13 protein-coding genes and 2 tRNA genes are annotated in these 13,134 nt (G+C 32.2%); 5 read left to right on the forward strand and 10 right to left on the reverse strand.

From position 1 onward, the window contains the following. The first annotated feature begins 301 nt into the window (after positions 1 to 301). Positions 302 to 868, forward strand: a complete 567-nt coding sequence (gene purN, locus V6U76_RS01670; protein WP_333023289.1) for a phosphoribosylglycinamide formyltransferase — start codon at positions 302 to 304, stop codon at positions 866 to 868. 187 nt (positions 869 to 1,055) lie between these two features. Here purN and V6U76_RS01675 read toward each other — a convergent pair whose 3' ends face one another. Together V6U76_RS01675 and V6U76_RS01680 are read right to left on the reverse strand one after the other, a co-directional pair. After that, complete coding sequence (locus V6U76_RS01675; protein ID WP_333023290.1) at positions 1,056 to 1,475, reverse strand: hypothetical protein; 420 nt, start codon at positions 1,473 to 1,475, stop codon at positions 1,056 to 1,058. A gap of 86 nt (positions 1,476 to 1,561) precedes the next feature. Then, positions 1,562 to 1,634, reverse strand: a tRNA-Thr gene (locus tag V6U76_RS01680). Between the two features lie 17 nt (positions 1,635 to 1,651). Between V6U76_RS01680 and V6U76_RS01685 the strand changes: the two genes are divergently transcribed. Then, complete coding sequence (locus V6U76_RS01685; RefSeq protein WP_333023291.1) at positions 1,652 to 1,780, forward strand: hypothetical protein; 129 nt, start codon at positions 1,652 to 1,654, stop codon at positions 1,778 to 1,780. Between the two features lie 143 nt (positions 1,781 to 1,923). Here V6U76_RS01685 and V6U76_RS01690 read toward each other — a convergent pair whose 3' ends face one another. The 6 genes from V6U76_RS01690 to V6U76_RS01715 form a co-directional block, all read right to left on the reverse strand. Continuing rightward, positions 1,924 to 5,106, reverse strand: coding sequence for an ankyrin repeat domain-containing protein (locus tag V6U76_RS01690; protein WP_333023292.1), 3,183 nt, complete (start codon positions 5,104 to 5,106; stop codon positions 1,924 to 1,926). A gap of 37 nt (positions 5,107 to 5,143) precedes the next feature. Further along, entirely contained in the window at positions 5,144 to 7,048 is a 1,905-nt protein-coding gene (htpG, locus tag V6U76_RS01695; RefSeq protein WP_333023293.1) for a molecular chaperone HtpG, read from the reverse strand. Between the two features lie 132 nt (positions 7,049 to 7,180). Further along, positions 7,181 to 7,254: transfer RNA gene (locus tag V6U76_RS01700), tRNA-Ile, on the reverse strand. A gap of 117 nt (positions 7,255 to 7,371) precedes the next feature. Further along, positions 7,372 to 8,310, reverse strand: coding sequence for a tyrosine-type recombinase/integrase (locus V6U76_RS01705; protein ID WP_333023294.1), 939 nt, complete (start codon positions 8,308 to 8,310; stop codon positions 7,372 to 7,374). A gap of 109 nt (positions 8,311 to 8,419) precedes the next feature. After that, positions 8,420 to 8,554, reverse strand: coding sequence for a hypothetical protein (locus V6U76_RS01710; RefSeq protein ID WP_333023295.1), 135 nt, complete (start codon positions 8,552 to 8,554; stop codon positions 8,420 to 8,422). Then, positions 8,548 to 8,694, reverse strand: a complete 147-nt coding sequence (locus V6U76_RS01715) for a hypothetical protein (protein ID WP_333023296.1) — start codon at positions 8,692 to 8,694, stop codon at positions 8,548 to 8,550. The genes V6U76_RS01710 and V6U76_RS01715 overlap by 7 nt, the downstream gene beginning before the upstream one ends. Before the next feature lie 564 nt (positions 8,695 to 9,258). Between V6U76_RS01715 and V6U76_RS01720 the strand changes: the two genes are divergently transcribed. From V6U76_RS01720 to V6U76_RS01730, 3 genes are all read left to right on the forward strand, one after another. After that, positions 9,259 to 9,588, forward strand: coding sequence for a hypothetical protein (locus V6U76_RS01720; protein WP_333023297.1), 330 nt, complete (start codon positions 9,259 to 9,261; stop codon positions 9,586 to 9,588). Positions 9,589 to 9,803: 215 nt separating this feature from the next. Then, the gene (locus V6U76_RS01725) at positions 9,804 to 11,252 is read left to right on the forward strand and encodes a hypothetical protein (RefSeq protein ID WP_333023298.1); all 1,449 of its coding nucleotides are present in this window, start codon (positions 9,804 to 9,806) and stop codon (positions 11,250 to 11,252) included. Next, on the forward strand, positions 11,236 to 12,108 hold the full coding sequence (locus V6U76_RS01730) for a hypothetical protein (protein WP_333023299.1): 873 nt from the start codon (positions 11,236 to 11,238) through the stop codon (positions 12,106 to 12,108). Before V6U76_RS01725 ends, V6U76_RS01730 begins: the two co-directional genes overlap by 17 nt. 80 nt (positions 12,109 to 12,188) lie before the next feature. Here the strand turns inward: V6U76_RS01730 and V6U76_RS01735 are convergent, their stop codons facing one another. After that, the gene (locus V6U76_RS01735; protein ID WP_333023300.1) at positions 12,189 to 12,332 is read right to left on the reverse strand and encodes a hypothetical protein; all 144 of its coding nucleotides are present in this window, start codon (positions 12,330 to 12,332) and stop codon (positions 12,189 to 12,191) included. Further along, a partial coding sequence (locus tag V6U76_RS01740) for a hypothetical protein (RefSeq protein WP_333023301.1) occupies positions 12,332 to 13,134 on the reverse strand: 803 nt, incomplete at its 5' end. The genes V6U76_RS01735 and V6U76_RS01740, both read right to left, overlap by 1 nt.

The following is a 13,134-nucleotide window of genomic DNA, read 5'->3' on the forward strand; positions in this document are numbered from 1 at the left end:
TTAGTATATATACGTTAGCACCAATATATATCCAACTACTATCTGTGGTAATTAGGCTAGATACAAAACCAATTATACAAGCAATAATCGCCACTATATGAATATTTACAAGCAGTTCTATTATAATTCTGATTACAAATCGAACATAATGTACTTTGTGATCCATATTTTTTTATTTTCTCATTTATCAGTATACTAAATTAGTATAAAATAACAGTGAAACCGATTGCATCAGTATTACACAAGTTGCGGATATCGATACCTTTTGCTAGACTTATTTAACATTCAGTATTAGATTTTCATGAAAAGAATTAAGTTAGGTGTATTGATTTCTGGAAGTGGATCCAATATGGAGGCCCTAATAAAAGCTTGTGATCACCAAGAATTTCCTGCAGAAGTTTCATGTGTAATTACAAATAATAATAAAGCTCCAGGTCTAGAGCTTGCAAAAAAAGCAAATATTCCATCTTTTATTGTGCAAGATAAGCCTCTTGATATCGGTAAAATTGATGAAGTTCTTATGCAATATAAAGTTGATCTTGTATGTTTAGCTGGATTTATGAAGATCCTGAAAGCTGATTTTCTAAATAAATGGAATGATAGAGTAATCAACATTCACCCCTCATTACTACCATCTTTTAAGGGTTTGAATGCTCAAGAACAAGCGCTAAAAGCAGGTGTAAAATTTGCAGGCTGTACAGTACATTATGTTACTCCAGAAGTCGACTCAGGAAAAATAATAACACAAGCTGTTGTACCTGTATTACCAAGCGATAATCTCCAAACTCTTTCAGAGCGTATTCTAATTGAAGAGCATAAGTGTTATGTGGAGGCAGTGAAATTGGTGGCCCTACAACTTAAAAATTAAGTATTTCTATGATAATGATAAGCCTTTTCAAAACTTATTTTTAGCCATAGTATCAGATTGAACTTCAAACCCCATCATACCTCCTATATTATCTTTAGTAGATTAACAACCTTCAATATACGCTACGCAATGGATCTAATGTAGCTTGAAGACGCTTTATTTGGCAAATCAAATAGCACTAATTCCCCTAACAATTTCTTCCTTGTTGTTCTACAGATACTCCTCTTTCTGATAATACCTTAGAAGTGTGGTAACCAATAGCAGTTGTTTCTTCCGTAGAATTTTTTTCCATACTTTGAGAGCTTTCTATGGATTTTGTACTTAGTTCACTTGTATTTTCTTTATTCACTTGCTTATTCTCGTCTTCTAACTTTTCTTTCTCTAAATCTTTATTTTCCGACCAACCTATTTTTTTAAATACATTACTTGCTGTATCTCTAACTTTATCCAAAACATTTTTACCTATTTCAGAAATCTTACCATTTGATATGAAATCTGTTAATGCCAACGTCCCTACAACAGCACCAGATATTGGATTGATTGCTAATGCAAGTGCAGTCAGACCTATCCTTACTTCATTTGCACGAGTTTTATTCCCATTACTCATATTGACTCCTTTAAAACAATATATTACTAATTATAAGGATAACATTACTAACTATTAGTTAATTTTCTTATACATATGAGTAGATGTGCCGTCACCAAGATTCGAACCTGGGACCTCGTCATTACCAATGACGTGCTCTACCACCTGAGCTACAACGGCCATTTTTTAATATTATCATGAAAAAAGATAAAGAAGAAAGGAAAAAGAGGTTGGCGCAAGCATTAAAACAAAATATTCAAAGAAGAAAAAAACAACAAAAAAATAAACAAAATGCTAGAGTTACCGAAAATAGAGAAAATTTTTAACCGATAAAATTCAAGGTAAAAATAGTGGCATGAAACTATAAAGCTTTCTATACACTTATGGCAAGGCAGGAACCCACCTGCCCTCTTTGCCAAAACCCTAAAAATGAACACTTCAAAACTGAATTAGCGTCTATGCCAAAAACTTACGCTGTTTGTCGTTGAGCAGAAAACTGATTTTGAACTTCAGTTTTTTCAACTTCAGATGAAGGTTTACTGCAATAGTGTACAATAGTCGCAACTACAGCAATAATCAAAGAAGCAACCCCTATAGCAGCAGCAACAGGAATAATAGCAGGTACTGTTCCTATAACAGGTAAAGCAACTGGAGTAAAAATAGCTGGGACAAAAGTAGCTGGAATAATAGAATAATAAGCTAATGCAGCAATAGCAAATGCAGGTATTGATGCTATACCAGCAGCAATAGCAATACCCTTTGAAACTGAGGACTTACCTTTTTTGATAGCTATTACTTCTCCATCAGATCCATTTGTATTATTAGGATTGTTAGGTACTGTTGCATTGTCAGCAGTACAATTAACATCTACTATCGTCTCCTGAGATGGGTTAGTACCATTATCAGTCGTACAACTTGCACTACTTTGTTCAGGTGTTGCACTATTAGGATTGTTAGGTGTTTCAGATATAATATAAGGTATAGCACTACTCTCATCAGCTGTATAATCTTTATTATCTTGTCCAGGTGTTTCTTGTGTTACTGTAGTAGTGTTAATTTTAGATGAACCATCTATAACAGTGGCATCAGTCTCCTCAGATATACTTAATGAGCGTAAAGTTTCACATATTTCTGATTCATCATACCCATTTGTAGAAGTGGCTGTATGATAGCTTGAAGCACTCGAAGTAACTCCAGTGTCAAATGAATTTTTATTAGAAAATTCTCCATATAGATGTGATTCATTACCGTCATCACTTTGAAGAATCATATCACCATTTACTGCTTCACTATATTGAAGCTTATTATTACTTGATTTAACACTATTGATCACAACATAAGTTTCATCATTAGATGTAGAATTATTATCCAGCCGTGGAGGTATACTTGACCCAGATGATGAATTAGCTTTTGACGCGTCATCATCAGTTCCATTGAATTTTAAACTTGTGTCACAACTAGTGTTTTGTTGTCTAGCCTTTCTCTTGTCTTTATTACTTAACGCATCAGGACTTGCTGTATAATTTGTCTCATCTATGTTAGGATGTTTTTTAGGAAGAGGTGAATTATGTAAATTCTTTCCTTTACCTTGACCTTGATATTTATTTTGATTTTTTTTCTTACTCATTTCACCATCCTCACTTTTAGTTGATAAATTATTATTAGAATTACTTTTAGAACTTAAACTTGTAGAAGAACTACCTCTTCCACTGCTACTATTCGGACTTTCACTTGCATAATCTCTATTTATAGTACTTGTAGAATCAGATAAAGAAGATTTAGCTGTTCCCTGTAATCCATTAACTTTCTTTTTAAGATTTTTAATTTGATTCTTTAAGCTGCTGATGTTACCAGCGACCTTTGCTTTTTTCTTGTTATCAGTTTCTTGATCGTGTTCCTCCTGTAACTTATGCAATCGTTGATTTTTTTTCTCTAATTCTTCCTTCAGATTCTGCTGATTTAAATCAGATTCCTTACTTCTGTGCGTAACATTTTTATGTACTCCATTTAACATTTTACCCTCCTCACTACTTAATTTATTATTTTCCATATTAGTATCTTTATTGTAGCACTCGATTAAGAAATTTGCTATTAAATTTCTGTCATTATTTGAATTAGATACTTCATTTGATTGTGCAGATTTAATTACCTTTTGCATAATTTTCTCATCAAGATCAGCACCTTTTTTTACACAAATCTTCACTATCTCAAAATTTCCTAAATCAATAGCTTCCTTAAAACTTTCTTTATCAATCGATTGAACTTTTTCAAGAACCAAATTAACAATTTTCAACGCTTGTGATTTATTACATCTGCATGAAGCTGCCCTTTGCATAGCCCAGTATAAATGTGTATAACCATTGCGGGTTATGAGATTAACATTCGCGTCATATTTAAGCAAAAGTTCTACATTTTTTATGCAGCCATCACGTATAGCAAGCCCTATAGGAGTCCAATCACTACTATCTTTATCATTAATAGACTCAACTCCTTGTTTAAGGTTATATTCAAGTGCATGATAAAGATCACTCTTATTGGACCAATAGTGCAAAAGAGAATGACTTTTATCTAATTCCCTAAGATAATTTACTATTTTTTCTTTTGATGTTCTATCGTGACTAAACTTACTTTCTGCTAAATCTAAAGGCAGTTTACCATCATCATTTTTAATTTTAAAATTGGCACCTCTTTCAATAAGAAAGAGTACAGTATCATAACTCAGCAAATAAGCAGCATTATGGAGTGGCGTATTGCCACGCTTACCTCTAATATTAATATCTACACCACTTTTAAGTAATGTATCCAACAGCTTCATTCTTTCATCATCAGTAGTTATTTTGGTTAAGTGTCCCATAGCTATATGTAATGGCGCATTACCGTCACTATCTAGAGCATTTACTTCAGAATTAAACCCATACCGCAGAAGAAGAAGTACAGTATTTAAACTCCTATACTTAATTGCAAAACTCAGAGGGTTTGAAGAAATACCTTGAGACACATTAGGTCGAGCAGTCTTAAGTAGTTCAATTAACTTTTTCTCGCATTCTACATTTTTAGTAACTGAAGCTGCTTCAAGCAGAGAAAATACATCATCATAATAAAAAGATGAATTAAGTTTTGAGGAAGATTGTAGTTTTTCTAACAAAGCATTAATATAAGCTTTATTACATACACCAATGATTAAAATAAGAAACCTACCGCGCTCTTTTATTGGTGAAAGATCATTATCTGCAAATAATTCATTCTTATATCTATATGATAAATTATCATCAGCAGCAATTACTAAAAAAATCAATTCTCTTACTGAATAATTATGGTTGCCACTACCACTCTCACTCTTATACTCTAATAGCTCATTATATAAATAGCCTTCGTTTACTTTTATCTTAAGTTGCTCTAAACAGAATGCCTTAAAATTCTTATCGTTAAGATCAGACACAAACATTTTATCATAATGACCATTGTCGGACTTAACAATACTATCAAATTCTTCACATTTTCCTTTACTGATACCATCGTTTAAAATCTTTAACACCTCAGAAAAACTGATATTTTCATTTACTTTGACAAATGAAGAACTTAAGCACTCATCATCAGAGTAGTTACAAGAATCTTCAGCGCTACCAGCATAATTAATAACATCATCAACCATAACTTACCTAACCTTTAATAGTTAATCAAGTATAGCGTTAAATGACGACTTTGGCAAGCAAATTATTTAATCTCTTAGAGAAGTTACTAATATCCTCTATTTCTTCACCTTCCGTGATACAAGCTTGATAAAATAATAAATGCACCATGTCACTCAGCTCACTGCTTTCACCACTCTCAGCATAAGATTTCATTATACTTTTTACAATAGGATGTTTAGTGTTAATCTCTAACACTTTAGGAGTACGATAATTAAGCTGTTTTTGCTCACGTAAAAAACGTTCCATACGGAGGTCCATAGCACCTTCATCAACAGCTAAGCACACAGGACTATCAGTCAATTTTTTAGAGGTTTTAACACTTTTTACTAGGCTTCCAAGTACCTTAGTAAAATATTCTATTATAGAATCTACATTCTCTTTAGACTCCTCAACATTAGAATTATTTTCTTTATCTTCCTTATTTTCTTCCGAAGAAAATTTTTCTAAATCTACATCTGCACGGGTAACAGATTTAATTTTATAATTTTTATATTCACCAATCACACTTGTCCAAAAGTCATCAACTGGATCAATAAATAAGAGAACTTCTAATCCTTTACTCATAAATCCTTCAAGTTGTGGACTATTTTTTACTGAATCTAAGTTATTACCAGTTAAATAATAAATATGTTCCTGGCCTTCTTTCATTCTTCCTATATAGTCATCAATACTAACTAATTTATCATCATTGGTACTGTGAAATTTACAGATAGAAAGTAATGATTCTCTTTCATCGGTTGACATAGCTTCACATAGGCCCTCTTTCACAACTGCACCAAAATTATTCCAGAATTTTGTATATTCCTCTAAATTCCCTTTAGCTTTTTTGCTAAGCTCAGATATTACACGCTTAGTAAGAGATTTTTTAATCTGCTCAACTACACGATTATTTTGCAGAGTTTCTCTACTAATATTTAAAGGTAAATCTGGTGAATCAACAATACCTCTTAAAAAACGCAAATATTGTGGTATGATCTGTACGTTACCTTCTGTAATAAAAACTTTATTTACATATAGTTTAACAGAGCAACGTCTATCTGGATGAAATAAGTCAAAAGGTTTAATGGAAGGAATGTAAAGCAAATTTATATATTCAATTGCACCTTCATTTCTATTATGCAATATCATCCAAGGATCGCCACCAACATGTGCGACACTGCGAAAAAAATCCTTATGTTCTTCCTCTGTTACTTCATTTTTTGGTTTTGTCCAAATTGCTGATTTGCTATTTAATTTTTCACTCTCTCCTTTCTCATTTATAAATAAAACTGGAAAGTTTATATGGTCAGAATAGGTAGTTACGATATTTTCAATACGGAATTTTTCCAAAAATTCTTTCTCTTCTGGACGCATAATTAATGTAATTTTCGTACCTCTAGAAATCTTTCCATCTAATTGACTTATTGAATACTCTCCATCCCCATTTGACTTCCACATCCATGACTCTTCTTCCCCTGCCCTTCGTGACTCTACTATAACTTCTGATGCAACCATAAAACTTGAGTAAAATCCAACTCCAAACTTGCCAATTAGCTCTACAGCTTGATTTGAATCTTTACTATTTTTAATAGCATCTAAAAATTTTTGTGTGCCAGAACTTGCAATCGTACCAAGATTCTCTATCAAATCTTGTCTGTTCATGCCGATTCCATTATCTGCAATGTATAGTTCATTTTTATCTTTATCAAAATTAATAGTGATATTTAACTCATCACTAGAATCAAGCAGGTTAGGATTTAATTGAGATTCATAACGCAACTTATCACATGCATCAGATGCATTTGAAATCAATTCACGTAAAAAAATATCTTTATTAGTATAGAGCGAATGGATAACTATATTTAATACTTTACCCACTTCAGCATCAAATTTTAAATTTTCAGTTTTTTGTGCAGCATGCATATTGAACCTCGTATAATATGTGTATAGGTTTATAGATAGGCACTGTAGCCCGACTTTTCAAGTCTAATATCTGGCTGTTCTATTTATGCTTCTACAACCTCTACTTCTTCTCATCTCCTTTTAACTAAAATGTGGGCCTGGGAAGACTTGAACTTCCGACCTTACGCTTATAAGACGTGCGCTCTAACCACCTGAGCTACAGGCCCATTTTTCTCTAAGCTAAAGCTTAAAAAGGAACTCTATGAAAATAGATTAACCTTAATCTTAAGTATTTTTTCTTATATTGTCAATAATGAACTAAAAATCTATTTTAAGTAGTTACACTAATTCTGTTTACGTGATAACTCTTTTATCCTTTTTTGAAGATTTTTGTGCATATTTTGAATGTCTTGATTATCTAAATGTATATAATTTTGAGTAGTTCCCAAACTTGAATGGCCAAGTAATTGTTGCAATGATTTTGTATTAACGCCTCTTCGCAGTAAATGCGTAGCAAAGCTGTGACGAAATGCATGTGGTGATAAAATTTTCGGTAAATCAAATATTTCTCTTATTTTTTGTAAACGATTGGCAAAATATGTTCTCATCAATTTTTTACCTCTCACTCCTAAAAATAAGTACTGCTCTTTTTTCTTAACATCAAAATAGGGGCAGGAGTTGACATATTCGTGTATAGAATTTTTCACTACTGGCAAAATAAATACTTCTCTTTCTTTATTTCCTTTACCTTTTATAATAAGATTTGCATGATTTACATCACAAAGTTTCAAATCTAGTGCTTCGCTAATTCTTAAACCCGCACCGTATAAAAGCATGATTATTGCAATGTCTCTATTAATTATCCATGTGTCGTCCTCACTTAATAATTTTATTTTATCTACTATTAAAGTTTTAATATCAGATATTTGAAGTGATTTAGGTAATGTCTTTCTTCGTATTGGTTTTGAAATAGAAAATACTGCTTCATTTTCTATGCCATAGTTGCTACTTAAATATCGGAAAAAATTTCTTACCACTGACAACGCACGGGAATTAGATCTAGCACTCATACCTTTTGTATGGCGAAAACTAAGCCAACTTCTTATCTCAGGCAGAGTTAAATTATGTAAGACTTCCACTGTAACTTCTTTGTTAATATGTAAAATTAAGAAACTTATTAAACTATTTAAATCTCTCATGTAAGACTCTAAAGTATTAATAGAATATAGCCTTTCAAACTTTAGCCACTTATACCAATTTTTAACTACTAAATTAATATCCATGATAAATAATACATACCACTGTTATACCTATTTTGATTAGTAAGTTCTCTTATGCGGAAAATTATATAGAGGTTATCATAAAGGTTTTGTAAAACATTTGTGATAAGACTCATAATGTATTTTTTTGATTAAGCGTTTTTTCTTTTTGTTCTTCAATTTCTTTCAAATGCTGTCTCATTGTTTTCACTCTCGGTTCAAATTCTTCCTGAGTTATGTACTCCTTGGCATAACTATTATTTAACATAGTAAGGAATCTTTATCACCCAAAAGTCTGCGCTGATATCCATTTGCAACCCTATCTGGTTCTTTTAACAAACTCTTTATTTCCTGCCATACAACTATATCCAACACATCTATACAAATTACCTTATGTATAGCAACCATAAAATCCACTTCTATCTGTATCAGAGTAACGATAGTTAGGATTAGAACTCTAGCACAACCATACTAAACTAAAAGTTATAATCTGCTAAAAATAATATGAATTGACAACTGCTCCACCAACACGTTTAGTGATAAAAAATCTAACGTGAGGCTTGTTAGTATATAGATCTCTTAATATTCTCATACTTCTTGCTATCCATAAAGCTTTATAACCTTTATTATACCCTCGCACGCTTTACAGCATGGACAACATTGCAAAAAATAATTTGGAGTTCAAAAGGGTGATTTCGAGGGAACTACTGCGTTCAAAGAATGGTGCTGAGTTTATATACAGTGTTGACCTTGGAGGTTTTTATAGTGAGAAGGAAATAGCCAGCCATAAAAAGGCACGAAGATGAGCTTGCTTGGAGTGGGCAGTGGAGCTTTTTAAATCTTACTAGAGAAAGAAGATAAGCCTGTTAGGCAAATAAGTGCTTAAAATGGAATAAGAGTCTTGCATGCTGCTATCCAACGAGCTATACTTTAACATAGGTTGTTAACTTTGTGTAAATAGGTTGGAGGTATATGCCAAGTTTTTTTAAAAACGAAACATTCAAGGAAGAGATAAAAAAGTTTATAGAAACTGAAAATGCATGTCTAATGCAGGTGCTTCTCAAAAATCCCGTAGGGCTTATTAAGTACCATGCAAATTTTATGGTTACAAAAATCAATATTATGAACATAAAATTACATGGTGAGTATGAATTAAAAAAGCAGTACCTAGAAAGATGTGAAGAAATTTTTCGAAAAGAAAATGATTCTTTACTAATAGATGATGTAAGTAAACCTTTTGGCCCAAATGACGCAAGTGAAGATCTTAATCAGGATGATATAAAGAAATCAAACAGACTTTAGAAAGTAAAATATTAGCACTGGGTACAAAGCAAACATCTAAGCATATTGCTGATCATAGGTTTTTCCAAGGGGAGGAAAATAATAACGGAGGAAATATTATAAAATAGGTATGTAAAACAGATATAACAGATTTATGTACTATAAATAATGAGACAATCCTTACGATCTATGATGATCTTGCGAGTAGAGTAATAGATGTTGTAGATGAAAAGATAATGCCAGAAGGTAAGACTTTAAATTTAGAAGAAGCACAGAAGACAATTGAGAAAGAAAAAAAGATTGCAACTGATGAGGGAAAAGATTATGAAGATAAGATTAATAAGTATAACTCATTTTTAGAAAATATTAAAGACCGTACTTTTCTTGATAATTGGTATGAAGGGCTACATGCAAAAGTAACCATAGATGAGAGTGTGAAAAATATATTATGTCCTCAAGAAAAAAATCCTACTTCAAGTCTTATTAAGGCTGAACTAAATAATTGGTTCATAAAAAACATTCTACACATGATTTTTCATAATAAGCTTAAGGAGTGGGATAAACATGAAAAGTTCGAATGTTCTCCAGGTATTGTAAAATTGCTAGAGGAAAAAGTTACTGCGCTGAACGATAAGATACTTGATCCTGAGAAATTTATCTCTGCAATAAAACAAGCACTATCTCATAGTGACTTCAGAAGTCACAAGCTTATATTTAGCAAAGTAGTAGTTGAAGAAATCAAACATTGTTTAAGCTCTACACAGGCAGAAGAAATATTAAAAAATGCACGCATGAATGCCTATCCAGTTTGGCATGAAAAAAGAGATAGCCCATTACATTTTAAAAGTTTTATTGAGATACTTTTACGAAAGTTGGATGATCATATTTCAAAATGTGGAGAAACAGGACATCTGTTAGTATTAGAAAAAAGTATTGTAGAAGAAGTAAAGAAAAGGATATTTGAAGAAACTAAAATTCAAGATGTTGAAGATGATATTCCTAGTAGAGATTTTATCAAGCGTCTTGCTATTAGAGCAATAGAACAAAAAGAATATAATGTAGGACTAGCATTCATAATAGATACAATAAATCCATCTGATGTAATTAAAGCACAGTGTGATATATTAGATGACATGCTAATTGAAGCTATTAAGCAGGATAAAAAAGATCTTGCCATGCTTTTAATTTTCAATGGTGCAGATATTGACCTAACTATAGATGGATCAAATTTTATTCGTGAAAAATTAGGTAATGAGTTATTAACAAAACCGGTTTTTACAGAAATTTCACGGCTGTATAGTTCAATGCCAAAAATTAGAGCAAGATTTGAAGAACAAAGCGAATTAAAAATGATAGACTTTATTACAGCAGAGGTTGGTGACATACAAGGGGAAAGAGTTTTAGATACATATAATATTTTTGATTTAAAAGAATTAGGTGAGTTACTTCCTTCAGATACAGCTTTTAGCAAGGTAAGTTCAATGCTGCAAAGCTGTAAGGAAGAAATATCTTGTAAAGAAGATAAATCTAGCATAAAGATAAAAAGGAGTAAGGAAAAAGATAAAGGATCTTTCCTAAGTGAAGTTTTCAAGAAAGAAGAAGTTAAGAAATTGAGAACTAAATGGGGATGTGCTGGTGGTGGCGCTGCTGAAGCTGAGGTAATAGCTGGTGCTACAAATACTTGAGATGATAGCTGGTGCTACTGTAATTGAAGGTTTTGCTGCTGCGGCTGGAGGTGCTGGTGCAATTATTGTAGCACCTCTTGTCATTCCTATAGTAATAGGTGTGCTCGGTGTTGGGGTAGCGTTAACTGGTTATAAAATACATTTAGAACTTAAGAAGCGAGGTGATCTTGAAATAAGCAGTAAGGAGATTGATGATGTAAACAAAGCTATAGATAAAATAAAAGATATTTTAAAAAAATCTTTTGCTTCAGGAACAAATCAAATGTTAAATGAAGAGTTAGAAAAAGAAAAGGAAAAGATAAATAAAGAAGGACAGGTAATTTTAAATTTTGTTCGAAAAATAGCAAAAAAATCTGAAAAACTTGGGAAGTTTTTTGAAGAAGTACCAGAAAAAGAGTGGAAAAATATAAAGCTTGCAACTAAGTTAATTGAAAAATTTCAGCAAGTTATTAAAGAAAGTGAAAAGAGAGATAAGTTATTTAGTGGAAAAGCAAAGACATTTTTTGAATTTGCACAAGGAATTAGAAAAAGTAGAGAGGAATATATACGTAGCTTGATTGAGGATAAAAAGCATGCAGAAGAAATACGTAAGAATAAAAAGGAAATTGGAGAATTAGGTGAAACCATCTTAATACTTGGTGGTAAAAATAAGAAAATTCATGAGCAAGGTAATGAGCAGCTCGAGGAAGCAAATGCAAAGACAGAGGAAGAAAGAAGAGGTAGAGAGGGTGCAGAGGTAAGAGCAGAGACATTAGCGAGTTTGATAGAAAGGTTTCAAAATGGAGAATTACCGGCAAGCGCATTAAGTTCAATAGATGTATCACAATTTTTGCCTAGTACTTCAAAGCAGAAATGAAAAAAGCAAGCCAAAAAGCGTTAGTACCGCTGCTAATAGGGATATCAATTTTATGCTTATATTATCAGTACAACCTGCTCTTAATTATCTTTTGTATAGTTTTTACCTTCTTTTATTCTATCATCAAGTAATCTCGGACCAAACTCTTTGCCAAACACTCGATATTTTTTCCTGGTCGATAAAAATTCAACTACATTCTCTCGCCACTCGTCTAAATTTTTCATCAGGTTCTACCCATGCTTGCTCCTTGATTTACTCCTGGTTCAACTCTTACATCTTCAAGATCAGAATCTGGATCTATACCAAGACTTCTCATTTTTTCTTCTAATCTTTTAGCTCTTGCCTCTACTTTGAGCCTTCCTTTTCTTTCTTCTTCTCTTCCTTGCTCTGCTTTTACTCTCCTGCCTTGTTCTTGTATTGTATCAAACTCTTTTATCCTTTGATTAGTTGCATTTGCAAACTCCTCTAAGGTATCATCCTTGCTTGTAGATGACAATTCATCTTTACGGGAATAATCTCTCCATCTCTTGCCACGAACTATCTTATATAGCTCATACACATCACTGTTTTCTTCGTACTTCATTCTCTCTGCCACATCTTCCATGTATTCAAGCATCATTCCTTCATTTCCTGTTGCTATTGAATGCTGTATCTTGCATAAACATTCTCTAATCCTTTTATCTATAATGCTGCATTCACCTATTGAATTTGGCATGTACTTATTAAAGACAAAGTCATAAAATTTATACCACAAAGAATGAAGACCAAAATACCACCATCCTCTAATGCGATTTAATCCTCCCTTTCTTTTTAACTCCCATATTTCGTCTATAAACTCCCCTATTCCTTTCAGTAATGGTTCATATTTTTTATTACCTTTTAGCATAATATTATTTTTACAGTCATCCGTGTAACTGCCATCCCTATTAGGAAAGGAGGATAATAAATTTACATCTACATCTATATCAGGGTAATGCCTATTAAAATCAAATAGTAAATTATGTACATCTATCATTATAGTATGGA

Source organism: Wolbachia endosymbiont of Pentidionis agamae (assembly GCF_036711655.1).
Classification (GTDB): domain Bacteria; phylum Pseudomonadota; class Alphaproteobacteria; order Rickettsiales; family Anaplasmataceae; genus JAZHPY01.

Bases quoted from the DNA above. Each gene is read 5' to 3' on its own strand.
- purN (WP_333023289.1), top strand. From the start codon at position 302: ATGAAAAGAATTAAGTTAGGTGTATTGATTTCTGGAAGTGGATCCAAT.
- V6U76_RS01675 (WP_333023290.1), bottom strand. From the start codon at position 1,475: ATGAGTAATGGGAATAAAACTCGTGCAAATGAAGTAAGGATAGGTCTG.
- V6U76_RS01685 (WP_333023291.1), top strand. From the start codon at position 1,652: ATGAAAAAAGATAAAGAAGAAAGGAAAAAGAGGTTGGCGCAAGCATTA.
- V6U76_RS01690 (WP_333023292.1), bottom strand. From the start codon at position 5,106: ATGGTTGATGATGTTATTAATTATGCTGGTAGCGCTGAAGATTCTTGT.
- htpG (WP_333023293.1), bottom strand. From the start codon at position 7,048: ATGCATGCTGCACAAAAAACTGAAAATTTAAAATTTGATGCTGAAGTG.
- V6U76_RS01705 (WP_333023294.1), bottom strand. From the start codon at position 8,310: ATGGATATTAATTTAGTAGTTAAAAATTGGTATAAGTGGCTAAAGTTT.
- V6U76_RS01710 (WP_333023295.1), bottom strand. From the start codon at position 8,554: ATGTTAAATAATAGTTATGCCAAGGAGTACATAACTCAGGAAGAATTT.
- V6U76_RS01715 (WP_333023296.1), bottom strand. From the start codon at position 8,694: ATGGTTGCTATACATAAGGTAATTTGTATAGATGTGTTGGATATAGTT.
- V6U76_RS01720 (WP_333023297.1), top strand. From the start codon at position 9,259: ATGCCAAGTTTTTTTAAAAACGAAACATTCAAGGAAGAGATAAAAAAG.
- V6U76_RS01725 (WP_333023298.1), top strand. From the start codon at position 9,804: ATGCCAGAAGGTAAGACTTTAAATTTAGAAGAAGCACAGAAGACAATT.
- V6U76_RS01735 (WP_333023300.1), bottom strand. From the start codon at position 12,332: ATGAAAAATTTAGACGAGTGGCGAGAGAATGTAGTTGAATTTTTATCG.